Annotated in this window: 24 protein-coding genes; 18 read left to right on the top strand and 6 right to left on the bottom strand. The window is 56.5% G+C overall.

Annotated features, from left to right (window positions below):
• Positions 1 to 110 precede the first annotated feature (110 nt).
• Together rarD and yigI are read right to left on the bottom strand one after the other, a co-directional pair.
• Positions 111 to 1,007, bottom strand: a complete 897-nt coding sequence (gene rarD / locus ACJTMZ_RS19560; protein ID WP_408626970.1) for an EamA family transporter RarD — start codon at positions 1,005 to 1,007, stop codon at positions 111 to 113.
• A gap of 51 nt (positions 1,008 to 1,058) precedes the next feature.
• On the bottom strand, positions 1,059 to 1,526 hold the full coding sequence (gene yigI / locus ACJTMZ_RS19565; RefSeq protein WP_006812366.1) for an acyl-CoA thioesterase YigI: 468 nt from the start codon (positions 1,524 to 1,526) through the stop codon (positions 1,059 to 1,061).
• 160 nt (positions 1,527 to 1,686) lie between these two features.
• Here yigI and pldA point away from each other — a divergent pair, with 160 nt between their 5' ends.
• From pldA to rhtC, 3 genes are all read left to right on the top strand, one after another.
• Positions 1,687 to 2,556, top strand: a complete 870-nt coding sequence (gene pldA, locus ACJTMZ_RS19570) for a phospholipase A (protein WP_003860803.1) — start codon at positions 1,687 to 1,689, stop codon at positions 2,554 to 2,556.
• A 90-nt stretch (positions 2,557 to 2,646) separates the two neighbouring features.
• Positions 2,647 to 4,476: an ATP-dependent DNA helicase RecQ gene (gene recQ, locus ACJTMZ_RS19575; protein WP_017383584.1), complete on the top strand. Its 1,830-nt coding sequence runs from the start codon at positions 2,647 to 2,649 to the stop codon at positions 4,474 to 4,476.
• A 61-nt stretch (positions 4,477 to 4,537) separates the two neighbouring features.
• On the top strand, positions 4,538 to 5,158 hold the full coding sequence (gene rhtC / locus ACJTMZ_RS19580; protein ID WP_006179256.1) for a threonine export protein RhtC: 621 nt from the start codon (positions 4,538 to 4,540) through the stop codon (positions 5,156 to 5,158).
• Here rhtC and rhtB read toward each other — a convergent pair.
• Positions 5,155 to 5,775 carry a homoserine/homoserine lactone efflux protein gene (gene rhtB, locus ACJTMZ_RS19585; protein WP_006812363.1) on the bottom strand — a complete coding sequence of 207 codons (621 nt, stop codon included), beginning with the start codon at positions 5,773 to 5,775 and terminating at the stop codon, positions 5,155 to 5,157. The genes rhtC and rhtB overlap by 4 nt on opposite strands.
• 111 nt (positions 5,776 to 5,886) lie before the next feature.
• On the opposite strand from rhtB, the gene pldB reads away from it, so the two are divergent.
• From pldB to ACJTMZ_RS19600, 3 genes are all read left to right on the top strand, one after another.
• Positions 5,887 to 6,879 (top strand): lysophospholipase L2, encoded by a 993-nt coding sequence (gene pldB / locus ACJTMZ_RS19590; protein WP_015570002.1) that lies wholly within the window; start codon positions 5,887 to 5,889, stop codon positions 6,877 to 6,879.
• Between the two features lie 31 nt (positions 6,880 to 6,910).
• Positions 6,911 to 7,711 carry a sugar/pyridoxal phosphate phosphatase YigL gene (gene yigL, locus ACJTMZ_RS19595; RefSeq protein WP_015570001.1) on the top strand — a complete coding sequence of 267 codons (801 nt, stop codon included), beginning with the start codon at positions 6,911 to 6,913 and terminating at the stop codon, positions 7,709 to 7,711.
• Between the two features lie 82 nt (positions 7,712 to 7,793).
• Entirely contained in the window at positions 7,794 to 8,693 is a 900-nt protein-coding gene (locus ACJTMZ_RS19600) for a carboxylate/amino acid/amine transporter (RefSeq protein WP_023295736.1), read from the top strand.
• Here the strand turns inward: ACJTMZ_RS19600 and metR are convergent.
• A complete protein-coding gene (metR, locus tag ACJTMZ_RS19605; RefSeq protein WP_015570000.1) occupies positions 8,581 to 9,534 on the bottom strand; it encodes an HTH-type transcriptional regulator MetR in 954 nt (317 codons plus the stop codon). The two genes, ACJTMZ_RS19600 and metR, sit on opposite strands and share 113 nt — an antisense overlap.
• A 116-nt stretch (positions 9,535 to 9,650) precedes the next feature.
• Between metR and metE the strand changes: the two genes are divergently transcribed.
• Positions 9,651 to 11,912 (top strand): 5-methyltetrahydropteroyltriglutamate--homocysteine S-methyltransferase, encoded by a 2,262-nt coding sequence (metE, locus tag ACJTMZ_RS19610; protein ID WP_252011098.1) that lies wholly within the window; start codon positions 9,651 to 9,653, stop codon positions 11,910 to 11,912.
• Positions 11,913 to 11,959: 47 nt separating this feature from the next.
• Here metE and ACJTMZ_RS19615 read toward each other — a convergent pair whose 3' ends face one another.
• Positions 11,960 to 12,766: a dienelactone hydrolase family protein gene (locus ACJTMZ_RS19615; protein WP_003860793.1), complete on the bottom strand. Its 807-nt coding sequence runs from the start codon at positions 12,764 to 12,766 to the stop codon at positions 11,960 to 11,962.
• 259 nt (positions 12,767 to 13,025) lie between these two features.
• Here ACJTMZ_RS19615 and udp point away from each other — a divergent pair, with 259 nt between their 5' ends.
• From udp to tatD, 9 genes are all read left to right on the top strand, one after another.
• Positions 13,026 to 13,787, top strand: coding sequence for a uridine phosphorylase (gene udp / locus ACJTMZ_RS19620; RefSeq protein WP_003860792.1), 762 nt, complete (start codon positions 13,026 to 13,028; stop codon positions 13,785 to 13,787).
• 138 nt (positions 13,788 to 13,925) lie between these two features.
• The gene (gene rmuC, locus ACJTMZ_RS19625) at positions 13,926 to 15,383 is read left to right on the top strand and encodes a DNA recombination protein RmuC (protein ID WP_017383581.1); all 1,458 of its coding nucleotides are present in this window, start codon (positions 13,926 to 13,928) and stop codon (positions 15,381 to 15,383) included.
• Between the two features lie 66 nt (positions 15,384 to 15,449).
• Positions 15,450 to 16,205, top strand: coding sequence for a bifunctional demethylmenaquinone methyltransferase/2-methoxy-6-polyprenyl-1,4-benzoquinol methylase UbiE (gene ubiE / locus ACJTMZ_RS19630; RefSeq protein ID WP_003860790.1), 756 nt, complete (start codon positions 15,450 to 15,452; stop codon positions 16,203 to 16,205).
• 13 nt (positions 16,206 to 16,218) lie between these two features.
• A complete protein-coding gene (locus ACJTMZ_RS19635; RefSeq protein WP_023295740.1) occupies positions 16,219 to 16,824 on the top strand; it encodes an SCP2 domain-containing protein in 606 nt (201 codons plus the stop codon).
• Complete coding sequence (ubiB, locus tag ACJTMZ_RS19640) at positions 16,821 to 18,461, top strand: ubiquinone biosynthesis regulatory protein kinase UbiB (RefSeq protein ID WP_017694740.1); 1,641 nt, start codon at positions 16,821 to 16,823, stop codon at positions 18,459 to 18,461. Before ACJTMZ_RS19635 ends, ubiB begins: the two co-directional genes overlap by 4 nt.
• A 76-nt stretch (positions 18,462 to 18,537) precedes the next feature.
• Positions 18,538 to 18,792: a Sec-independent protein translocase subunit TatA gene (tatA, locus tag ACJTMZ_RS19645; protein ID WP_003860787.1), complete on the top strand. Its 255-nt coding sequence runs from the start codon at positions 18,538 to 18,540 to the stop codon at positions 18,790 to 18,792.
• A 3-nt stretch (positions 18,793 to 18,795) separates the two neighbouring features.
• Positions 18,796 to 19,338, top strand: a complete 543-nt coding sequence (gene tatB / locus ACJTMZ_RS19650) for a Sec-independent protein translocase protein TatB (RefSeq protein WP_252011096.1) — start codon at positions 18,796 to 18,798, stop codon at positions 19,336 to 19,338.
• 2 nt (positions 19,339 to 19,340) lie between these two features.
• On the top strand, positions 19,341 to 20,111 hold the full coding sequence (gene tatC / locus ACJTMZ_RS19655; protein WP_015569997.1) for a Sec-independent protein translocase subunit TatC: 771 nt from the start codon (positions 19,341 to 19,343) through the stop codon (positions 20,109 to 20,111).
• 41 nt (positions 20,112 to 20,152) lie between these two features.
• Positions 20,153 to 20,935, top strand: coding sequence for a 3'-5' ssDNA/RNA exonuclease TatD (tatD, locus tag ACJTMZ_RS19660; RefSeq protein ID WP_015569996.1), 783 nt, complete (start codon positions 20,153 to 20,155; stop codon positions 20,933 to 20,935).
• Here tatD and rfaH read toward each other — a convergent pair.
• Positions 20,932 to 21,423, bottom strand: a complete 492-nt coding sequence (gene rfaH, locus ACJTMZ_RS19665) for a transcription/translation regulatory transformer protein RfaH (RefSeq protein ID WP_003860779.1) — start codon at positions 21,421 to 21,423, stop codon at positions 20,932 to 20,934. The two genes, tatD and rfaH, sit on opposite strands and share 4 nt — an antisense overlap.
• 172 nt (positions 21,424 to 21,595) lie before the next feature.
• On the opposite strand from rfaH, the gene ubiD reads away from it, so the two are divergent.
• Positions 21,596 to 23,089 (top strand): 4-hydroxy-3-polyprenylbenzoate decarboxylase, encoded by a 1,494-nt coding sequence (gene ubiD, locus ACJTMZ_RS19670; protein ID WP_163279573.1) that lies wholly within the window; start codon positions 21,596 to 21,598, stop codon positions 23,087 to 23,089.
• Positions 23,090 to 23,128: 39 nt separating this feature from the next.
• Positions 23,129 to 23,830, top strand: a complete 702-nt coding sequence (gene fre, locus ACJTMZ_RS19675) for an NAD(P)H-flavin reductase (RefSeq protein WP_003860778.1) — start codon at positions 23,129 to 23,131, stop codon at positions 23,828 to 23,830.
• Positions 23,831 to 23,856: the final 26 nt, after the last annotated feature.

Consider the following 23,856-nt stretch of genomic DNA (forward strand, 5'->3'; position numbering starts at 1 on the left):
AGGGTGAGGGCAACATCACAGCCCTTTGCGCACCCTGCGCTGGGTATAAATCGCATCCGCAACAAAGATGGCCAGCGCCACCCAGATAAAGGCGAACGTCACCNGCAACATCACAGCCCTTTGCGCACCCTGCGCTGGGTATAAATCGCATCCGCAACAAAGATGGCCAGCGCCACCCAGATAAAGGCGAACGTCACCATCTTATCCGCACCCGGCACCTCGCCGTAAAACACCACCGCCAGCAGGAACATCAGCGTCGGGCCAATGTACTGGAAGAAGCCCAGCGTGGAGAGGCGCAGACGCGTTGCCGCGCCGGTAAAGCACAGCAGGGGGATCGTCGTGACCACGCCCGCGGCCATCAGCATCAGGTTCAGCGACCATGGATTGCTGCCCATGTGGCTGGTGGCGCTGTCGGCAATACCGAACAGGTAGATCGCGGCGACAGGCAGCAGCCACAGGGTTTCAAATAGCATTCCCGTCTGCGCTTCCACGGCAATTTTTTTACGCACCAGGCCGTAGAAGGCAAAGCTGAACGCCAGCCCCAGGGCGATAACCGGCAGTGAGCCGAAGGTCCACAGCTGTACCAGCACGCCGCAGAAGGCCAAAATCACCGCCACCCACTGCATCCGGCGAAAGCGCTCACCAAGGAAAATCATCCCCAGCAAAATATTGACCAGCGGGTTAATAAAGTAGCCCAGGCTGGCTTCGAGCATGTGATGGTTATTCACCGCCCAGATAAACAGCAGCCAGTTTCCGCCAATCAGCACCGCAGAGAGAGCGAGCAGGAAGACCTTCTTCGGGGTTTTCAGCAGCGTTTTGACGCCTGACCACTGACGGCTGATACTCATCAGCGCAATCATGAAGAAAAAGGACCAGATGACGCGGTGAGTGAGGATCTCGTCCGCCGGGACATAGGTGATAAGTTTGAAGTACGCCGGTGCGATACCCCAAATAAAATAAGCGGCAAGGGCGAGTAAAACGCCCTGCCGCGTCTGTTTAGCATCCATCGGGAAAATCCGTTACAAAAAAGTGAAGTAATTTTACCCGAATTTGCCGTCTCAACCCACCATATAAGTGGCGGTTGCGCTGGCGATATAAACCTGCTCCTCGTTATGCAGCTCAACGCGGGCGACGGCAACTTTATTCCCGGCGCGCAGCAGGCTGCTGGTGCAGGTGAAGCGGTTTCCGCGTCCCGGACGCAGATAGTCGACGCGTAAATCGATGGTGCCCATGCGCGACAGGCGCTGGCGTAACTCATCTTCGTTGATGGTGTCATGGCGCGTCAGCGTGCTACCCACGCACACCAGACCGGCCGCCACGTCCAGCGCGGAGGCAATGACCCCGCCGTGCAAAATGCTTTGCGCCCAGTTACCGACCATCATTGGCTGATTATTGAAACTCAGCTGAGCGAAGTCTTTTTCGTATCGCTCCAGCTCAAGACCCAGTGCACGGTTGAACGGCATGTGGTACACAAAAATCTCGCCCACGAGCTTTAAGGTTTCTTCGGCGGTGAGTGTGGCTGACATCTGACGTGGCATCCTTGTTGTTAACAAAATGTTGATTTTATGCTTCAGGATAAAGGAATGCCACTTTAAGAAACGAGGAAGCGGAAGTTATCGCAGAAGTCTGTAGAATGCCCGGACAAAACTATTCATTAAATGTCACCATTTCAGGAGAACACCACCGATGCGGACGTATCTGGGTTGGTTACTGGCGGCGGTTGCGCTGCCCCTCACAGCATATGCGCAGGAAGCGACGATCAAAGAGGTGCATGATAAACCTGCCGTTAAGGGCAGCATCATCGCCAATATGCTTCAGGAGCATGACAATCCGTTCACGCTGTACCCTTATGATACAAACTACGTGATCTACACCCAGACCAGCGATCTCAACAAAGAGGCGATAAGCTCCTATAACTGGTCTGATAATGCGCGTAAAGATGAGGTGAAGTTCCAGCTCAGCCTCGCCTTCCCGTTCTGGCGCGGCATCCTGGGGCCGAACTCGGTGCTTGGCGCGTCTTACACGCAGAAGTCATGGTGGCAGCTCTCCAACAGCGGGGAATCTTCACCGTTCCGCGAAACCAACTATGAACCGCAGCTGTTCCTCGGTTTCGCCACCGATTATGAGTTTGCAGGCTGGACGCTGCGAGACGTGGAGGTGGGCTATAACCACGATTCCAACGGTCGTTCCGACCCAACCTCACGCAGCTGGAACCGCATCTATACGCGTCTGATGGCGCAGAACGGCAATTTCATGGTGGAAGTGAAGCCGTGGTACGTGGTGGGCAGCACCGATGACAACCCGGATATCACCAAATATATGGGCTACTATCAGCTTAAAGTGGGCTATCAGCTGGGTGACGCGGTGCTGAGCGCCAAAGGCCAGTACAACTGGAATACCGGCTACGGCGGTGCAGAGCTGGGCCTGAGCTACCCGGTAACGAAACACGTTCGTCTTTATACTCAGGTGTATAGCGGGTATGGCGAATCGCTGATCGACTACAATTTCAATCAGACCCGCGTCGGTGTGGGCGTGATGCTGAACGATATTTTCTAAGCTGCTCGAATGTTTTTGCGTTAAACGTTGAAGTTTCTCTCTCAGGCGCTGAAAATAGCGCCTGTTTCATTTCTGGCATATGGGGTTAACGTGGCGCAGGCGGAAGTATTGAATCAGGAATCGCTGGCTAAACAGGTTTTGCAGGAAACCTTTGGCTACCAGCAGTTCCGCCCTGGCCAGGAAACCATCATTGAAACCGTGCTGGAAGGCCGCGATTGCCTGGTGGTCATGCCGACCGGCGGCGGAAAATCGCTCTGCTATCAGGTGCCCGCGCTGGTGCTTAATGGCCTGACGGTCGTGGTATCGCCCCTTATTTCCCTGATGAAAGACCAGGTCGACCAGCTGCTTGCCAACGGCGTGGCGGCGGCCTGTCTGAACTCGACGCAGACCCGCGAGCAACAGCAAGAGGTAATGGCCGGGTGCCGCACCGGGCAGATCCGCCTGCTGTATATCGCGCCAGAACGCCTGATGCTGGACAACTTCCTCGATCATCTGGCGCACTGGAATCCGGTGCTGCTGGCAGTGGATGAAGCGCACTGTATCTCCCAGTGGGGGCACGATTTCCGCCCGGAATACGCCGCTCTTGGCCAGCTTCGTCAGCGCTTCCCCGAGCTGCCGTTTATGGCGCTTACCGCCACGGCGGACGACACCACGCGTCAGGACATCGTTCGCCTGCTGGGGCTGAACGACCCGTATATTCAGGTCAGCAGCTTCGACCGCCCGAACATCCGCTATATGCTGATGGAGAAGTTCAAGCCGCTGGATCAGCTCTTACGCTACGTGCAGGAGCAGCGCGGAAAGTCCGGCATCATCTACTGCAACAGCCGGGCGAAGGTGGAAGACACCGCCGCGCGTCTGCAAAACCGTGGCTTTAGCGCCGCGGCCTATCACGCCGGGCTGGAGAACCATATCCGCGCCGACGTGCAGGAGAAATTCCAGCGCGACGACCTGCAAATCGTGGTCGCAACGGTGGCGTTCGGGATGGGGATCAACAAGCCCAACGTGCGCTTTGTGGTGCATTTCGACATTCCGCGCAATATCGAATCCTACTATCAGGAAACCGGCCGCGCCGGGCGTGACGGCCTGCCTGCGGAAGCGATGCTGTTTTACGATCCGGCGGATATGGCGTGGCTGCGCCGCTGTCTCGAGGAGAAACCGCAGGGGCAGTTGCAGGATATCGAACGCCACAAGCTTAACGCGATGGGTGCCTTCGCCGAAGCGCAAACCTGCCGCCGTCTGGTGCTGCTCAACTACTTTGGTGAAGGGCGTCAGGCACCGTGCGGCAACTGCGATATCTGCCTCGACCCGCCGAAGCAGTACGATGGCCTGATGGACGCGCGCAAAGCGCTCTCGACTATCGGACGCGTGAACCAGCGCTTCGGGATGGGCTACGTCGTTGAAGTGCTGCGCGGGGCTAACAACCAGCGTATCCGCGATATGGGTCACGACAAGCTGCCGGTTTATGGCATCGGGAAAGACCAGAGCCACGAGCACTGGGTGAGTATCATCCGCCAGCTGATCCATCTCGGCTTTGCCACGCAGAACATTGCCCAGCACTCTGCGCTTCAGCTGACCGAAGCGGCGCGACCGGTCCTGCGTGGCGAGGTTGAACTGAAGCTCGCCGTTCCGCGCGTCGTCGCCCTGAAGCCGCGCGTGATGCAGAAATCCTACGGCGGTAACTACGATCGCAAGCTGTTCGCCAAGCTGCGTAAGCTGCGTAAAGCCATTGCGGATGAAGAGAACATCCCGCCATACGTGGTGTTCAACGACGCGACGCTTATCGAGATGGCCGAGCAAATGCCGCTCAGCGCCAGCGAGATGCTCAGCGTCAACGGCGTTGGCACGCGTAAGCTGGAGCGCTTCGGTAAAGAGTTTATGGCGCTCATCCGTTCCCACGCTGATGGTGATGATGAGGAGTAGTCAGCCGGGCGAAAAAGTGCCAGGATGGTGACTCACTGTATTATTTCCCCGCGAGCTAATTATGTTAATGCTATTTCTCACCGTGGCGTTAGTGCACATCGTGGCGCTGATGAGCCCTGGCCCTGACTTTTTCTTCGTGTCACAAACGGCCGTCAGCCGCTCCCGCAAAGAGGCAATGATGGGTGTGCTCGGTATTACCATGGGCGTCATGGTCTGGGCGGCGGTTGCGCTGCTCGGTCTGAACCTGATCCTGGCGAAAATGGCGTGGCTGCATAACATCATCATGGTCGGCGGCGGTCTGTACCTGTGCTGGATGGGCTACCAGATGCTGCGCGGGGCGCTGAAGAAAGAAGAGAAAAAGCCGGAAGAGCCAAAGGTTGAGCTGGCAACGGGCGGCCGTAGCTTTGTGAAAGGGCTGCTGACCAACCTGGCGAACCCGAAAGCGATTATCTACTTCGGCTCTGTGTTCTCGCTGTTTGTAGGGGATAACGTCGGCGCGGGCGCGCGCTGGGGGATCTTTCTGCTGATTGTTGTTGAGACGTTCGCCTGGTTTACCGTTGTGGCAAGCCTGTTTGCCTTACCGGCGATGCGTCGCGGCTACCAGCGCATCGCGAAGTGGATCGACGGCTTTGCCGGCGCGCTGTTCGCCGGCTTCGGCATTCATCTCATCATTTCTCGCTAAGCATGACGCGCTGACGCAAGCAGCGCGCCAACCAGCATAAACAGCGAACCAAAGACTTTGTTCAGGGCCTTCATCTGTTTAGGCCCTTTGATCCACGCCGCAATTCGCTGCGCCAGCGTCGCGTAACCGATCATCACAATGATATCGACAATAATGGTGGTCGCGCCCAGCACCACGTACTGCATCACCTGTGGCTGATGCGGCACGATAAACTGCGGGAACAGGGCGGCGAGGAACACGATGCTTTTCGGGTTGGTCAGGTTAACGAACACCGCGCGTTTAAACAGGTGGCCGCGTGTTTGCGTCCGGGAGAGCGTATGCAGATCAATCGAGCCTGCGGCGCGCCACTGCTGAATACCCAGCCAGATAAGATACGCTGCGCCAGCCCATTTCAGCACCTCGAAGGCCAGCACCGAACGGGAGAACAGCGTGCCCAGACCAATCCCCACCAGCACAATATGAATGCCAAGCCCGGTCTGTAAACCGGCGATTGACGCCGCCGCGCCGCGATAGCCGTGATTAATGGAGGTGGTCATGGTGTTGATTGCGCCCGAGCCAGGTGAAAGGCTGAGGATGATGGATGTCAGCAGGTAGGCGAACCACCATTCGAAGGTCATTTGAAACTCCCGGATCGTCTGTTTTTATGCCACAATACGCTATTGTTGAGTCATTTTGTGACCGGTGACGAAAAAAACGATATTCCCTGAATTACGGGGGGTGGAAACCCAATGTTTCAGCAGAAAAAGGACTGGGAAACACGAGAAAACGCATTTGCTGCTTTCTCCATGGGGCCGCTGACCGATTTCTGGCGCCAGCGTGAGGAAGATGAGTTTATGGGCGTCGGGGAAATCCCGGTACGCTTCGTTCGTTTCCGTGATGAAAAAAATGACCGGGTGATTGTGGTCTGCCCCGGGCGCATCGAAAGCTATATCAAATATGCCGAGCTGGCGTATGACCTGTTCCATCTGGGCTTTGATGTGTTAATTATCGACCATCGCGGGCAGGGGCTTTCTGGCAGGATGTTGCCGGATACCCATCGCGGCCACGTGGATAACTTCAGCGATTACGTCGACGATCTGGCCGCGTTCTGGCAGCAGGAAGTGCAGCCCGGACCGTGGCGCAAGCGTTATATTCTTGCCCACTCCATGGGGGGCGCGATCTCGACGTTGTTTTTGCAGCGCCATAAGCACCAGTGTGACGCCATTGCGCTGACCGCGCCGATGTACGGCATTGTGATACGTTTTCCTGACTGGATGGTGCGCCATCTTCTCGACTGGGCTGAGGGCCATCAGCGCATTCGAGAAGGCTATGCCATCGGAACAGGACGCTGGCGGGCATTGCCATTTGCCATCAACGTGTTAACCCACAGCCGGCAGCGTTATCGCCGCAACCTGCGTTTTTATGCCGATGAACCGCGTCTGCGGGTCGGCGGCCCCACCTGGCACTGGGTGCGGGAAGGTATTCATGCCGGTGAGCAGGTGCTGGCGGGCGTAGGCGATGATGACACGCCGACGCTCCTGATCCAGGCGGAAGAAGAGCGTGTGGTGGATAACCGCATGCATGACCGCTATTGTGAACTTCGCGCCGCTGCGGGCCATCCCTGTGAAGGGGGTAAACCGCTGGTCATCAACGGTGCGTACCATGAGATCCTTTTTGAAAAGGACGCTATGCGCTCAGTCGCGCTCAACGCCATTGTTGAATTTTTCAACAGGCATAACTGATTATTGTTTTCCACCAGAGGTTGAAATCCCTATGTACCAGGTTGTTGCATCTGATTTAGATGGCACGCTGCTTTCCCCCGACCACACCCTGTCGCCTTATGCGAAAGAGACCCTAAAACTCCTGACTGCCCGCGGCGTGAACTTTGTGTTCGCCACCGGTCGCCACCACGTGGACGTGGGACAGATCCGCGATAACCTGGAGATCAAGTCGTACATGATCACCTCTAACGGTGCGCGCGTACATGACACGGACGGCAACCTGATTTTTACCCATAATCTCGATCGTGACATCGCCACCGATTTGTTCGGCATTGTGCATAACAACCCGGACATCGTGACTAACGTTTACCGCGACGACGAGTGGTTTATGAACCGCCATCGCCCGGAAGAGATGCGCTTCTTCAAGGAAGCCGTATTCCAGTACTCACTGTACGAGCCGGGTCTGCTGGAGCCGGAAGGGATCAGCAAGGTATTCTTCACCTGTGTAAATCATGAGGAGTTACTGCCGCTGGAGCAGGCGATCAACGCCCGCTGGGGCGACCGCGTGAACGTGAGCTTCTCCACGCTGACCTGTCTGGAAGTGATGGCGGGCGGGGTGTCCAAAGGTCACGCGCTGGAAGCGGTAGCGAAACGGCTGGGCTTTGATCTGAAAGACTGTATCGCCTTTGGCGATGGCATGAACGATGCCGAGATGCTCTCCATGGCGGGTAAAGGCTGCATCATGCAGAACGCGCACCAGCGCCTGAAAGATCTGCACCCGGAGCTGGAAGTGATCGGCACCAACGGCGATAACGCCGTGCCTAAGTATCTGCGCAAACTGTTCCTTGAATAATCTTCAATTGATTGTTTATTGTTCAGATGTCAACTAAAGAGTTCGCTACAATGCCTCTCCTTCTTTCTGAGAGACAAGCATTGTGGCGCTACTCATTATCACCACTATCCTGTGGGCCTTCTCCTTTAGTCTGATTGGCGAATACCTTGCCGGATCGGTCGACAGCTACTTCTCGGTACTGATGCGCGTGGGGCTGGCGGCGCTGGTGTTCCTGCCGTTCCTGCGTACCCGCGGGCAGTCGCTAAAAACGATACTGCTGTACATGCTGGTAGGCGCGATGCAGCTCGGCATCATGTACCTGTTCAGCTTCCGGGCCTACGTTTACCTGTCCGTCTCGGAATTTCTGCTCTTCACCGTGCTGACGCCGCTCTACATCACGCTGATTTATGACTTGCTCAGCAGGCGCCGTTTGCGCTGGGGATATCTGCTGAGCGCTGCGCTGGCAGTCATTGGCGCTGCGATTATTCGCTATGACAAGGTAAGCGATCACTTCTGGACCGGGCTGATGTTCGTCCAGCTCGCTAATATCAGCTTTGCCATCGGGATGGTGGGTTACAAACGTCTGATGGAGACCCGCCCGATGCCGCAGCATAACGCGTTTGCGTGGTTCTATATGGGCGCGGCGATTGTCGCGGTAGCGGCGTGGTTTCTGCTCGGCAATCCGCAAAAGCTGCCGACTACCTCCGTGCAGTGGAGCGTTCTGGTCTGGCTGGGCGTGGTGGCGTCGGGGCTGGGCTATTTTATGTGGAACTACGGCGCTACGCAGGTAGACGCCGGGACGCTGGGGATCATGAACAATGTGCACGTGCCGGCGGGGCTACTGGTGAACCTCGCCATCTGGCAGGAGCAGCCGCACTGGCCGAGTTTCCTTATTGGGGGAACGGTGATCCTGGCTTCGCTGTGGGTACATCGCCGCTGGGTCGCTCCGCGCTCCGCACAAACGGAAGATGGTCGCACGCGTGGTTCCGCGCTGAGCGAATAAACGCTTCCGTAATCGGCTGACGCTGCTCGCCGTCGCGCACGGCGGCGTACAGCCGGCTCCACAGTCCTTCACCCAGGGTTTTGGTGACCACCAGACCCTGGCGTTCAACCGTCTCGACCACCCAGTGCGGCAGCGCCGCAATCCCCATTCTGGCCGCCACCATCTGAATTAACAGCAGCGTGTTATCCACGCTTTTCAGCTGTGGGCTGATGCCCGCGGGTTGCAGGAAATGGCGCCAGATATCCAGACGACTGCGCTGTACCGGGTAAATCAGCAGCGTCTCCGTTGCCAGATCTTCCGGCGTGATACGCGTTTTAGCGGCCAGCGGATGGTCCGGGGCCAGCACCAGACGCACCTCAAAATCAAACATTGGCGAATAGTGCAGACCGCTGCGCGGTAGAATATCTGAGGTCATCACCAGATCCAGCTCACCCTGCTGAAGCGACGGCTGCGGATCAAACGTGACGCCGGATTTGAAGTCCATCTCCACCTGCGGCCACTTCTGGCGGAAGTTCTCAAGCGCGGGGGTCAGCCACTGAATACAGCTGTGACACTCAATGGCGATGCGCAGGGTGGTCTGCTGCGGCTCGTTGCAGGACTGCAACGCGCTGGCAATCTGCGGCAGCACCTGGTTCGCCAGCTGAAGCAAAATTTCGCCCTGCGGCGTAAAGCGCAAAGGCTGGCTCTTACGCACAAAAAGACGAAAGCCGAGGCGTTGTTCCAGATCGCTGAACTGGTGAGAAAGGGCAGACTGAGTCTGGTGCAGCGTGGCCGCTGCCGCCGCAAGAGAACCGCAGTTCCGCAACGCTTGTAGCGTTTTCAGGTGTTTAATCTCGATCATGAAAGTCCTTCACTTCGCCATGAACATTTTGCGCTTGAGGAATATACAGTACCTGCCAATTATAGAAGTGTAAACATCTGGACGTCTAAATAACGAATTTCTACAAGGGGTATGCCATGACAATCCGCACTCACACTCTCGGTTTCCCTCGCGTTGGCCTGCGTCGCGAGCTGAAAAAAGCGCAAGAAAGCTACTGGGCGGGTAACGCCACCCGCGAAGAACTGCTGGCGGTGGGGCGCGAGCTGCGCGCGCGTCACTGGGATCAGCAAAAACAGGCGGGCGTAGATCTGCTGCCGGTGGGCGATTTCGCCTGGTACGACCATGTTCTGACCACCAGCCTGCTGCTTGGCAACGTGCCGGCTCGTCATCAGAACAACGATGGATCGGTGGATATCGATACCCTGTTCCGCATCGGCCGTGGCCGCGCGCCAACGGGTGAGCCAGCGGCAGCGGCGGAAATGACCAAGTGGTTTAACACTAACTATCACTATATGGTGCCGGAGTTCGTTAAGGGCCAGCAGTTCAAACTGACCTGGACCCAGCTTCTGGATGAAGTGGACGAAGCGCTGGCGCTGGGTCACCAGGTGAAACCCGTGCTGCTGGGGCCGGTCACCTACCTGTGGCTGGGCAAAGTGAAAGGCGAGCAGTTCGACCGCCTCAGCCTGCTGAACGATATTCTGCCGGTTTATAAGCAGGTGCTGATTGAGCTGGGCAAACGCGGTATTCAGTGGGTGCAAATCGATGAACCGGCGCTGGTGCTTGAGCTGCCGCAGGCGTGGCTGGATGCCTTCAAACCGGCGTATGACGCGCTCACGGGCCAGGTGAAGCTGCTGCTGACCACCTATTTCGAGGGCGTAACGCCGAACCTCGACACCATTACCGCGCTGCCGGTTCAGGGTCTGCACGTTGATCTCGTTCACGGCAAAGACGATGTGGCAGAGCTGCACAAGCGTCTGCCTGCGGAGTGGCTGCTCTCTGCCGGTCTGGTGAATGGTCGTAACGTCTGGCGTGCCGATCTCACCGGGAAATATGTACAAATCAAGGAGATTGTCGGTAAACGTGAATTGTGGGTAGCCTCTTCCTGTTCCCTGCTGCACAGCCCGATCGACCTGAGCGTGGAGACCCGACTCGACCCTGAGGTGAAAAGCTGGTTTGCCTTTGCCCTGCAAAAGTGTGAGGAGCTGGCTCTGCTGCGCGACGCGTTGAACAGCGGCGACACGGCAGCGATTACCGACTGGAGCGCCCCGATCCAGGCGCGCCGTCACTCGACGCGCGTGCATAACCCGGCGGTGGAAAAACGTCTGGCAGCCATCACTGCCCGGGACAGCCAGCGCCAGAGCCCGTATGAAGTGCGCGCCGAAGCCCAGCGTGCGCGCTTTAACCTGCCCGCGTGGCCGACCACAACCATCGGCTCCTTCCCGCAGACTACCGAGATCCGCGGCCTGCGCCTGGACTTCAAAAAGGGCAATCTGGATGCGAATCACTACCGCACCGGCATTGCGGAGCACATCAAACAGGCGATCGTCGAGCAGGAACGTCTGGGTCTGGACGTGCTGGTGCACGGCGAGGCCGAGCGTAACGATATGGTGGAATACTTCGGTGAACACCTGGACGGCTTTGTCTTTACCCAGAACGGCTGGGTGCAAAGCTACGGCTCCCGCTGCGTGAAGCCGCCGGTGGTGATCGGTGACGTCAGCCGCCCGGAGGCGATCACCGTGGAGTGGGCGAAGTATGCCCAGTCTCTGACCGACAAACCGGTAAAAGGCATGCTTACGGGGCCGGTGACCATTCTCTGCTGGTCGTTCCCGCGTGAAGATGTATCCCGGGAAACCATCGCCAAACAGATCGCCCTGGCGCTGCGTGATGAAGTGGCGGATCTGGAAGCGGCGGGGATTGGCATCATTCAGATCGACGAACCGGCGCTGCGTGAAGGCTTGCCGCTGCGTCGCAGCGACTGGGATGCTTATCTGACGTGGGGCGTGGAGGCGTTCCGCCTCAACGCGGCCGTCGCGAAGGACGACACGCAGATCCACACCCACATGTGTTACTGCGAATTTAACGACATCATGGACTCCATTGCCGCGCTCGACGCCGATGTGATCACCATCGAGACCTCGCGTTCAGACATGGAGCTGCTGGAGTCGTTCGAAGAGTTCGACTACCCGAACGAAATCGGGCCGGGCGTGTATGACATTCACTCCCCTAACGTGCCGAGCGTGGAGTGGATTGAATCGCTGCTGCAAAAAGCCGCCCGGCGCATTCCGGCGGAACGCCTGTGGGTAAACCCGGACTGCGGCCTGAAAACCCGCGGCTGGCCTGAAACCCGCGCGGCGCTGGCGAACATGGTACAGGCGGCGCAGAATTTGCGTCAGGCGTAGTGGGGCTGGATTGCCCGGTTGGCGCAGCCGCCACCGGGCTTTTTGTATTACGCTTTCTTCCCGCCGTACTGGCTGAACCACGCCAGCATTCTCTGCCAGCCATCTTTCGCCGATTCTGCGTGATAGCTCGGACGATAATCGGCATTAAACGCGTGTCCCGCATCCGGGTACACCACGATTTCGGCCTTCGCGTTTGCCGCCCGCAGCGCGTGGCGCATGGTCTCGACGGTATCAAGCGGAATGCCGGTATCCTGGCCGCCATACAGCCCTAGCACCGGGGCATTTAAATCGGTGGCGATATCAACAGGATGTTTCGGCGAGTTCAGGGTCTTTTCACCCACCAGTTTACCGTACCAGGCCACAGCGGCTTTCAGCTGCGGATTGTGCGCGGCATACAGCCAGCTAATGCGTCCGCCCCAGCAGAAGCCGGTCACCATCAGACGGTGCGGGTCGCCACCGTTGCGCGCCGCCCAGCTGGCAACGTGGTCGAGATCGGCCAGCACCTGCGCGTCCGGCACTTTGCTGACCAGGTTGCTGAACAGCGTCGGGATGTCGCTGTAATCATTCGGATCGCCCTGACGGAAATAGAGTTCCGGCGCAACGGCCAGGTAACCTTCCAGCGCCAGACGGCGGCAGAGGTCGCGAATATGTTCATGAACGCCAAATATTTCCTGCACCACAATCACGATGGGCAGCGGGCCATCGGCGGATTTTGGCCGCGCGTGGTACGCTGGCATGTTCTCTCCCTGGGAGGGAATGGAGGTCTCGCCTGCGGTAATGGCCTCTTCAGGGGTTGAGACGATGGTTGAAGCATGCGGGGCCGCAGCAGGTGCAAAACCGGTTTTTTCAGTCATGGCATTCTCCGTACCAATGAATGGATTAGCGCAAAGATAAATATAGACACCAGGTTAACAATCCACAGTGCCTTATAGCGTCTATCTTTTGTGCAGCACCCGGCGATATAACTTGTTAATGTGATGTGAATCACTATTTTATGGAAATTAACTGCAATCATTTTCATTCATGGTGAGGTGTGTCACGAAATAATGCACATTGCTTCTGTAAAGTACCGTTTTACTTCTTCTGACAAACCGACCCACAGAGGAGTCACCTATGTCTAAGTCTGATGTTTTTCATCTCGGCCTCACTAAAAACGATTTACAAGGGGCTACGCTTGCTATCGTCCCTGGCGATCCTGAGCGTGTGGAAAAGATCGCCGCGCTGATGGATAAGCCGGTTAAGCTGGCAGCGCATCGCGAATTCACCACCTGGCGCGCAGAGCTGGACGGTAAAGCGGTGATCGTGTGCTCTACCGGTATTGGTGGCCCGTCTACCTCTATCGCCGTTGAAGAGCTGGCGCAGCTGGGCATTCGTACTTTCCTGCGCATCGGCACCACAGGCGCCATTCAGCCGCACATCAACGTGGGCGACGTGCTGGTTACCACCGCATCCGTGCGTCTGGACGGGGCAAGCCTGCACTTTGCACCGATGGAATTCCCGGCAGTGGCCGATTTCGAATGCACCACCGCGCTGGTTGAAGCCGCGAAGTCCGTGGGCGCAACCACCCACGTGGGCGTAACTGCCTCTTCCGATACCTTCTACCCGGGCCAGGAGCGTTACGACACCTTCTCTGGTCGCGTGGTGAGCCGTTTCAAAGGCTCCATGGAAGAGTGGCAGTCGATGGGCGTCATGAACTACGAAATGGAATCTGCGACGCTGCTGACCATGTGCGCAAGCCAGGGTCTGCGTGCCGGTATGGTGGCGGGCGTTATCGTCAACCGTACTCAGCAGGAGATCCCGAACGCTGAAACCATGAAGCAGACTGAAAGCCATGCGGTGAAAATCGTGGTTGAAGCGGCGCGCCGCCTGATCTAATTCTCTCTTCAGTGCTGAAAGGTCGACATGCTCGGCCTTTTCTTTTTGCGTAACGCCTCGCAGGAAAACCCTTTCAAACTGGACGTTCATACAGCACAATTCTATTTTGTGCGGTAATACGTTGATGCAGGGGGCATTGTGGATATCTCAATCCTGATTTATGCAGTGATTGCGCTGGTGAGCGTGGGAATTGGCTGGCTCATTTCCGGCTACCAGCATGCGCAGCAGAAAGCCGAACAGCTGGCAGAGCGCGAGGAGATCGTCGCTGAACTTAGCGCGACGAAACAACAGCTTGCGCTGAGTGACCACTGGCGCGACGAATGCGAACTGCTCAATAACGAACTGCGCAATCTGCGTGATATCAATACCTCGCTGGAGGCCGATCTCCGTGAAGTGACCACCCGTCTTGAGTCCACCCAACTGCACGCCGAAGACAAAATCCGTCAGATGATCAACAGCGAGCAGCGTCTTAGCGAGCAGTTTGAGAACCTCGCGAACCGCATTTTTGAGCACAGCAATCGCCGCGTGGATGAGCAGAACCGCCAGAGCCTGAACAGCCTGCTGACGCCGCTGCGTGAACAGCTGGATGGCTTTCGCCGTCAGGTACAGGACAGCTTTGGTCAGGAAGCCCGCGAACGCCACACGCTGGCGCATGAAATTCGTAATCTCCAGCAGCTGAATGCGCAGATGGCGCAGGAGGCGGTTAACCTGACGCGCGCACTGAAAGGTGATAACAAAGCGCAGGGAAACTGGGGCGAAGTGGTCATGACGCGCGTGCTGGAGGCCTCTGGCCTGCGCGAAGGATACGAATACGAAACGCAGGTCAGCATTGAGAACGATGCGCGCTCGCGGATGCAGCCGGATGTCATTGTTCGTCTGCCACAGGGCAAAGATGTGGTTATCGACGCCAAAATGACGCTGGTGGCCTATGAGCGCTACTTCAACGCTGAGGATGACTACACCCGCGAAACAGCGTTGCAGGAGCACATCGCCTCCGTGCGTAACCATATCCGTCTGTTGGGCAGAAAAGATTATCAGCAGTTGCCGGGGCTGCGATCGCTGGATTATGTGCTGATGTTCATTCCGGTCGAGCCTGCGTTCCTGCTAGCGCTCGACAGACAGCCCGAACTGATCACCGAAGCGCTGAAAAATAACATTATGCTGGTCAGCCCCACCACGCTACTGGTGGCGTTACGTACCATTGCCAACCTGTGGCGCTATGAGCACCAAAGCCGTAACGCGCAGCAGATTGCCGATCGCGCCAGCAAGCTGTACGACAAAATGCGGCTGTTTGTGGACGATATGTCCTCGGTGGGGCAAAGCCTGGATCGCGCGCAGGATAACTACCGCCAGGCGATGAAAAAACTCTCCTCCGGGCGTGGCAATTTGCTGGCGCAGGCGGAGGCGTTTCGCAGCCTGGGGGTGGAAGTTAAACGCGAGATTAATCCGGAACTGGTGGAGCAGGCTACCGCTCAGGACGAAGAGTTTCGTCTGCGTGAAGGCGACGGTAAGCAAAATAGCCGCAATGAAGACAACGATTTAGCGGCGAGTTTATCCCCCGAAGCGCAGCCGGCGCGTTTCTTTCACGGTGGTTGAAACGTAGGGCAAATGCGCCCAATCTGTTACACTTCACGAACATTTGACTGATTAGCAGGCTCTGAGATGGTTGACGATTCACAAGACACAACGCACTTTGGCTTTCAGACTGTCGCCAAAGCGCAGAAAGCTGACATGGTGGCCCACGTATTTCATTCCGTGGCGGCGAAGTACGATGTGATGAATGATTTGATGTCATTTGGCATTCATCGCTTGTGGAAGCGCTTCACTATTGATTGCAGCGGCGTGCGCCGTGGACAAACGGTGCTGGATTTAGCCGGAGGCACAGGGGATCTGACCGCTAAATTCTCCCGTCTGGTTGGCGAAACCGGCCGCGTGGTGCTGGCGGATATCAACGACTCCATGCTGAAAATGGGACGCGAAAAGCTGCGTAATATCGGCGTGGTAGGCAACGTTGAATATGTTCAGGCCAACGCCGAAGCGCTGCCGTTCCCGGATAATACGTTCGACTGCATCACCATCTCTTTCGGTCTGCGTAACGTGACCGATAAAGATAAAGCGCTGCGCTCCATGTACCGCGTGCTTAAGCCGGGCGGTCGACTGCTGGTACTCGAGTTTTCTAAACCGATTATCGACCCGCTGAGCAAAGCTTACGATGCCTATTCCTTCCACGTTCTGCCGCGCATCGGCGAACTGGTGGCAAACGATGCAGAAAGTTACCGTTATCTGGCCGAGTCCATCCGAATGCACCCGGATCAGGACACGCTGAAAGCGATGATGCAGGATGCGGAGTTTGAAAACGTGGAATACTTCAATATGACGGCGGGTGTCGTCGCGCTGCATCGTGGTTACAAGTTCTGAGTGGAGGTTTCCCGTGCCCATTAAACCCTTAGTCACCGCTGGCATCGAGAATGTGCTGAATGCCTTTCTGTATCGCGCTCCGGCGCTGAAAACCGCACGTCAGCGGCTTAACGGAAAGGTGCTGCGCATCGTTTTAAAGGAGTTCTCGACGCCGCTTGTGTTGGTCTTCAGCGAACGCCAGCTTGACGTTCTGGGTGAGTGGGAAGGCGAGGCTGACTGCTCGGTGATTACGCACATGAGCGTATTGCCAAAACTGCGTGACCGTCAGCAGATGACGGCGCTTATTCGCAGCGGTGAGCTGGAGGTCGAAGGCGATATTCAGGTGGTACAGAACTTCGTTGCACTCAGCGATCAGGCTGAATTCGACCCGGCGGAACTGATGGCGCCCTATATCGGCGACATCGCGGCTGAAGGTATAAGCAAAACGCTGCGCACGGGTTCCGCTTTCCTTCGTAAAGGTCTGCTCCGTCAACAGCGCTACGCTGCCGAGGTGCTGACCGAAGAGTGGCGTATGGCGCCGGGGCCTTTAGAAGTCGCCTGGTTTGCAGAAGAGACCGCGGCAGTTGAGCGCGCAGTTGATGCGTTAACCAAACGGCTGGAAAAACTGGAGGGCAAATGACGCCTGGTGAAATTCGGCGCCTCTATTTTATCGTTCGCACCTTTTTGAGCTACGGGCTCGACGAGCTTATCCCCAGAATGCGTATCACCCTGCCGCTTCGGCTTTGGCGTCGCACGCTGTTCTGGATGCCGAATCGCCATAAGGATCAGGAGCTGGGCGCACGCCTGCGTCTTGCGTTACAGGAGCTGGGCCCGGTCTGGATCAAGTTTGGGCAGATGCTCTCAACACGTCGCGACCTTTTCCCACCGCAGATTGCCGATCAGCTCGCGCTATTGCAGGACCGCGTTGCTCCGTTTGACGGAGAGAGAGCGAAGAAACAAATCGAAGAAGCGATGGGCAATATCCCCATCGAGACCTGGTTTGATGATTTCGATATTCAGCCCCTGGCCTCTGCCTCTATTGCGCAGGTTCACACCGCGCGCCTGAAGGAAAATGGCAAAGAGGTGGTCATCAAAGTGATTCGTCCGGATATCCTGCCGGTTATCAAAGCAGACATGAAGCTGATTTATCGCCTGGCTCGCTGGGTGCCGCGTCTGTTGCCGGATGGTCGCCGTCTGCGTCCGCTGGAAGTGGTTCGGGAATACGAAAAAACGCTGATTGACGAGCTTAACCTGCTGCGTGAATCGGCGAACGCCATTCAGCTGCGTCGAAACTTTGAAGACAGCCCGATGCTGTATGTTCCTGAAGTCTATTCTGACTATTGCAGTCAGAACATGATGGTAATGGAACGTATCTACGGTATTCCGGTCTCGGACGTGGCGGCGCTGGAAAAACAGGGCACCAACATGAAGCTGCTGGCCGAGCGTGGCGTGCAGGTCTTCTTTACTCAGGTTTTCCGCGACAGCTTCTTCCATGCAGACATGCATCCGGGCAACATCTTCGTCAGCTATGAGCACCCGGAAGATCCGAAATACATCGGCATCGACTGCGGTATTGTCGGCTCGCTAAATAAAGAGGATAAGCGCTACCTCGCAGAGAACTTTATCGCTTTCTTCAATCGCGACTACCGTAAGGTGGCCGAGCTGCACGTGGATTCAGGCTGGGTTCCGCCAGATACCAACGTGGAAGAGTTTGAATTTGCGATCCGCACCGTCTGTGAGCCGATTTTTGAAAAGCCGCTCTCGGAGATCTCTTTCGGACACGTCCTGCTCAACCTGTTCAACACCGCACGCCGTTTCAATATGGAAGTGCAGCCACAATTAGTTTTACTTCAGAAAACATTACTTTACGTTGAGGGCGTAGGCCGCCAGCTCTATCCTCAGTTAGACTTGTGGAAAACCGCGAAACCGTTCCTCGAATCCTGGATTAAGGATCAGGTCGGTATTCCAGCCCTGGTTCGCTCGCTTAAAGAGAAAGGCCCGTTCTGGATTGAAAAAATGCCTGAAATTCCTGAACTGGTTTACGACAGTTTGCGTCAGAGCAAGAACCTTCAGCACAGCATGGATAAAATCGCGCACGAGCTTCAATCCAGTCGCGTGCGTCAGGGGCAGTCCCGCTATCTCTTCGGAATTGGCGCGACGCTGCTGATAAGCGGCACGTTGCTGTTGATCAATCGTCCGGACTGGGAAATGATGCCAGCCTGGATTATGGCTGCCGGTGTGGTTGTCTGGCTTGCTGGCTGGAGAAAAACGCGCTGAATTAGCGTCGCTATCGAGAGATTGCATACGTATAATGCGATCTGACTAATTAATCATCTATCACTGGGGAACACGCATGGGTGGTATCAGTATCTGGCAGTTAGTGATCATTGCCGTCATCGTTGTGCTGCTGTTTGGCACGAAAAAACTCGGATCGATTGGTTCCGACCTGGGCGCGTCAATCAAAGGCTTCAAGAAAGCCATGAGCGATGATGAGAATAAGCAGGAAAAAACCAGTCAGGATGCTGATTTTACCGCTAAATCCATCGCCGATAAGCAGGACGAAGCCAAAAAGGAAGAGGCTAAACGTCACGATAAAGAGCAGGTGTAATTCGTGTTCGACATTGGTTTTGGTGAGTTACTGCTGGTCTTTGTGATTGGTCTGATTGTGTTGGGGCCGCAGCGTTTACCCGTTGCGGTGAAAACCGTCGTGGGCTGGGTGCGGGCGCTTCGCTCGCTGGCAACTACCGTGCAGAACGAACTGGCGCAGGAGCTGAAGCTTCAGGAATTTCAGGACAGCCTGAAAAAGGTTGAAAAGGCGAGCATGGACAACCTGACGCCGGAGCTGAAAGCATCAATGGATGAGTTGCGCGAAGCGGCTGAATCCATGAAGCGTTCTTACAGTATTAACGATCCTGAGAAGGCGAGCGATGAAGCAAACACCATCCACAATCCGGTGGTGAAGGGTAGCGAAGAGCAGCGCGAGGGTGTAACGCCTTCCAGCGCGGAGCATCTGGCTGCTTCGCCAGAGCAATCGCCGCAGGAGCCCGAAGTGAAAAAGCAGGTGCCGCCGGAAGAGCCCGTGGTCAAAACGGCTGAGGTAAAACCCGCCGCGCCCGTTTCCGAATCATCCCCCTCGTCGAGTGATAAAGCGTAAACATGGCAGTAGATGATACTCAACCGCTTATTACGCACCTCATTGAGCTGCGTAAGCGCCTGTTAAACTGCATTATTGCGGTTTTCCTCATTTTTTTATGTCTGGTCTATTTTGCCAACGATATCTATCAGGTGGTTTCCGCGCCGCTGATTAAACAGATGCCTCTGGGCGCGACGATGATTGCAACAGACGTTGCTTCGCCGTTCTTTACCCCGATCAAACTGACCTTCTGGGTGTCGTTGATTGCCTCTGCGCCGGTCATTCTGTATCAGGTCTGGGCATTTGTGGCGCCCGCGCTGTACAAGCATGAACGCAAGCTGGTTATTCCGCTGCTAGTGTCCAGTTCGCTGCTGTTTTATATCGGCATGGCGTTCGCCTACTTCGTTGTCTTCCCGCTGGCCTTCGGCTTCCTGACGCATACCGCACCGGAAGGGGTACAGGTGTCGACGGACATCGCCAGCTACCTCAGCTTCGTGATGGCACTGTTTATGGCCTTTGGTGTCGCCTTCGAGGTGCCCGTAGCAATTGTCCTGCTCTGCTGGGTGGGGGTGACCACGCCTGACGATCTGCGTAAGAAGCGCCCGTACATCCTGGTGGGGGCATTTGTCGTAGGTATGCTGTTAACGCCACCGGACGTCTTCTCGCAAACCTTACTGGCGATACCTATGTACTGCCTGTTTGAAGTCGGCGTGTTCTTCGCTCGTTTCTACGTCGGAAAGGGGCGTACCCGGGACGAAGAAGACGAGCCGTCTGAAGAGACTACTAAAGAATAAAACCAACCGCCCGTCAGGGCGGTTGTCATATGGGGATACGTATGTTTGATATCGGGCTTAACCTCACCAGTGCCCAGTTTGCGAAAGACCACGATGAGGTGGTGGCGCGCGCCTTTGCCGCCGGCGTGGGTGGGCTGCTACTGACGGGAACGAATCTGCATGAGAGTGAGCAGGCACGGCAGCTGGCGCAACGCTATCAACACTGCTGGTCCACCGCAGGCGTGCATCCTCATGACAGCAGCCAGTGGACGCATGAAAGCGCTGAGGCGCTTCATCGTCTGGCACAAACGCCAGAAGTGGTTGCCATTGGCGAATGCGGGCTTGATTTCAACCGTAACTTCTCGACGCCTGAAGAGCAGGAGAAGGCATTTACCGCCCAGCTCGCGCTGGCAGCAGAGCTGGTGATGCCGGTGTTTATGCACTGTCGCGATGCGCATGAACGTTTTATGGCGCTACTGGAACCCTGGCTGGAGAAACTGCCGGGCGCGGTGTTGCACTGCTTTACGGGCTCCCGTCAGGAAGCGCTGGATTGCCTGAACCGCGGGCTGTATTTGGGTATCACTGGCTGGGTCTGCGATGAGCGTCGTGGGCTGGAACTGCGTGAGCTGTTACCCGTTATCCCGGCCGATCGTTTGCTGCTGGAAACGGATGCGCCGTATCTGTTGCCCCGGGATATGCAGCCCAAACCGCCATCACGACGTAATGAACCGGCCTACCTGGGGCATATTGCTGAGCGAGTGGCGCACTGGCGCGGAGAAGATGCCCAGTGGCTGGCAGCACAAACCGATGATAACGTGCGTCGTCTGTTCGGCGTGCAGTTCTAAACTTTGCGGAAATCGGTGTTTTTAACGCTCTGCAACACCTCTTTGTTCAGCAGGTTGAGCAGCAGCATGGAGCGCGCTTCACCGTCCGGCTCAGCGAAGATGGCCTGTAAGCCTTCAAAGGCGCCTTCGGTGATCACCACGCTGTCGCCGGCATAAGGGGTTTCCGGATCGGTAATATCTTCAGGCTGCTGGTAGACAGAAAGCTGATGAATAACCGATGACGGTACTCTTGCCGGATGAGCGCCAAAACGCACAAAATGGCTGACGCCGCGCGTGGCGCTGATCGTCGTGGTGTGGATCACTTCGGGGTCGAACTCGACGAACAGGTAATTCGGGAACAGAGGCTCACTGACGGTCGTGCGTCTTCCACGCTGCATTTTTTCAAGCGTGATCACGGGTGTCAGGCAGTTAACAGACTGACGTTCAAGATGTTCCTGCGCGCGCTGAAGTTGCCCGCGTTTGCAATACAGTAAATACCAGGCCTGCATAATCACTCTTCCCATTGTTCGGGGCGCAAGCATACCAAAACCCTGGCGGGATCGCTAAGGTGATTATAATGGCGAAAAAGAGAGTAAGTCGTGGAAGTTCACGCTAATTTAACAAAATTACAGCATCACGCGGTCTTACGCCGTATAATGAAGCGCTTACAGAGAGGCCATGATTAACTGCATGAAATACCACGATCTACGCGACTTCCTGGCGCTGCTGGAAAAGCAGGGTGAACTCAAACGCATTACGCTTCCTGTTGATCCGTATCTGGAAATGACAGAAATCGCTGACCGCACCTTGCGCGCGGGCGGCCCGGCGTTGCTGTTTGAAAACCCAAAAGGCTACGCCATGCCGGTGCTGTGCAACCTGTTTGGCACACCTCGCCGCGTTGCGCTGGGGATGGGACAGGAAGATGTCACGGCGTTACGTGAAGTGGGCAAACTGCTGGCCTTTCTTAAAGAGCCGGAGCCGCCAAAAGGGTTCCGCGACCTGTTCGACAAGCTGCCGCAGTTTAAGCAGGTGCTGAACATGCCCACCAAACGCCTGCGCGGTGCGCCGTGCCAGCAAAAAGTGCTGGAAGGCGATGCGGTGGATCTGACCAAAATTCCCATCATGCAGTGCTGGCCTGAAGATGCCGCACCGCTGATCACCTGGGGCCTCACCGTGACGCGTGGGCCGCATAAAGAGCGCCAAAACCTCGGCATTTATCGCCAGCAGCTGATTGGCAAGAACAAGCTCATCATGCGCTGGTTGTCCCATCGCGGTGGGGCGCTGGATTTCCAGGAGTGGTGCGCGGCCCATCCGGGCGAACGCTTCCCGGTTTCCGTCGCGCTGGGTGCCGATCCGGCAACCATTCTGGGCGCGGTGACGCCTGTTCCTGATACGCTGTCTGAATATGCCTTTGCAGGGCTGCTGCGCGGCACCAAAACCGAAGTGGTGAAGTGCATCTCCAATGACCTGGAAGTACCGGCCAGCGCAGAGATTGTGCTGGAAGGTTACATTGAACAGGGCGAGCTGGCGCCCGAAGGGCCGTACGGCGACCACACCGGCTATTACAACGAAGTGGATAACTTCCCGGTGTTCACCGTCACCCACATTACCCAGCGTGAAGATGCCATCTATCACTCCACCTATACCGGCCGTCCACCGGATGAACCGGCGGTGCTTGGCGTGGCGCTGAACGAAGTGTTCGTGCCGATCCTGCAAAAGCAGTTCCCGGAAATTGTTGATTTTTATCTGCCGCCGGAAGGGTGTTCGTATCGCCTGGCGGTGGTGACGATGAAGAAGCAGTATGCCGGTCACGCTAAGCGCGTGATGATGGGCGTATGGTCTTTCCTGCGCCAGTTTATGTATACCAAGTTTGTGATTGTCTGCGATGATGACGTCAATGCCCGCGACTGGAATGACGTCATCTGGGCCATCACCACGCGTATGGATCCGGCGCGTGATACGGTGTTAGTGGAAAACACGCCGATTGATTACCTGGACTTTGCCTCGCCGGTTTCCGGCCTTGGCTCAAAAATGGGACTGGATGCCACGAACAAATGGCCTGGCGAAACCGACCGTGAATGGGGTCGCCCGATCAAAAAAGATCCTGCCGTGACCGCGCGAATTGACGCGATCTGGGACGAGCTGGCCATAATGAATAACGGTAAGGCAGAATAAGACCGTTTAGCCCTATAGACTTCCCGACAGAGAGAGCGAATGACAACCTTAAGCTGTAAAGTGACGTCGGTAGATGCTATTACCGACACCGTATATCGCGTCCGTTTGGTTCCTGAAGCGGCCTTCTCATTCCGTGCCGGTCAGTACCTGATGGTCGTGATGGACGAGCGTGATAAGCGTCCTTTCTCTATGGCCTCAACGCCAGCAGAGAAGGAATTTATTGAGCTGCATATTGGTGCGTCTGAGCTTAACCTGTACGCGATGGCCGTGATGGACCGCATCCTGAAAGAGCGTGAAATCGTGGTCGATATTCCTCACGGCGAGGCCTGGCTGCGTGAAGACGAAGACCGTCCGCTGATCCTGATTGCCGGTGGCACGGGCTTCTCATATGTCCGCTCTATTCTGCTGACCGCGCTGGCGCGCAACCCGAATCGCGATATCACCATCTACTGGGGCGGCCGTGAAGAGAAGCACCTTTACGATCTGTCTGAGCTGGAAGCGCTGAGCGTGAATCATCCAAACCTGCGCATTGAGCCGGTTGTCGAGCAGCCGGAAGAGGGCTGGCGCGGGCGCAGCGGTACGGTGCTGACTGCGGTATTGCAGGATCACGGGACGCTGGCCGGGCACGACATCTACATTGCCGGTCGCTTTGAAATGGCAAAAATTGCCCGCGACCTGTTCTGCAACGAGCGTGACGCGCGGGAAGATCGTCTGTTTGGCGATGCGTTTGCGTTTATCTGATTGAGAGACCCGCTTCGGCGGGTTTT

The sequence above is a fragment of the Enterobacter sp. DN genome (genome assembly GCF_046054285.1).
In the GTDB taxonomy this organism is placed as follows: Bacteria; Pseudomonadota; Gammaproteobacteria; order Enterobacterales; family Enterobacteriaceae; genus Enterobacter; species Enterobacter hormaechei_C.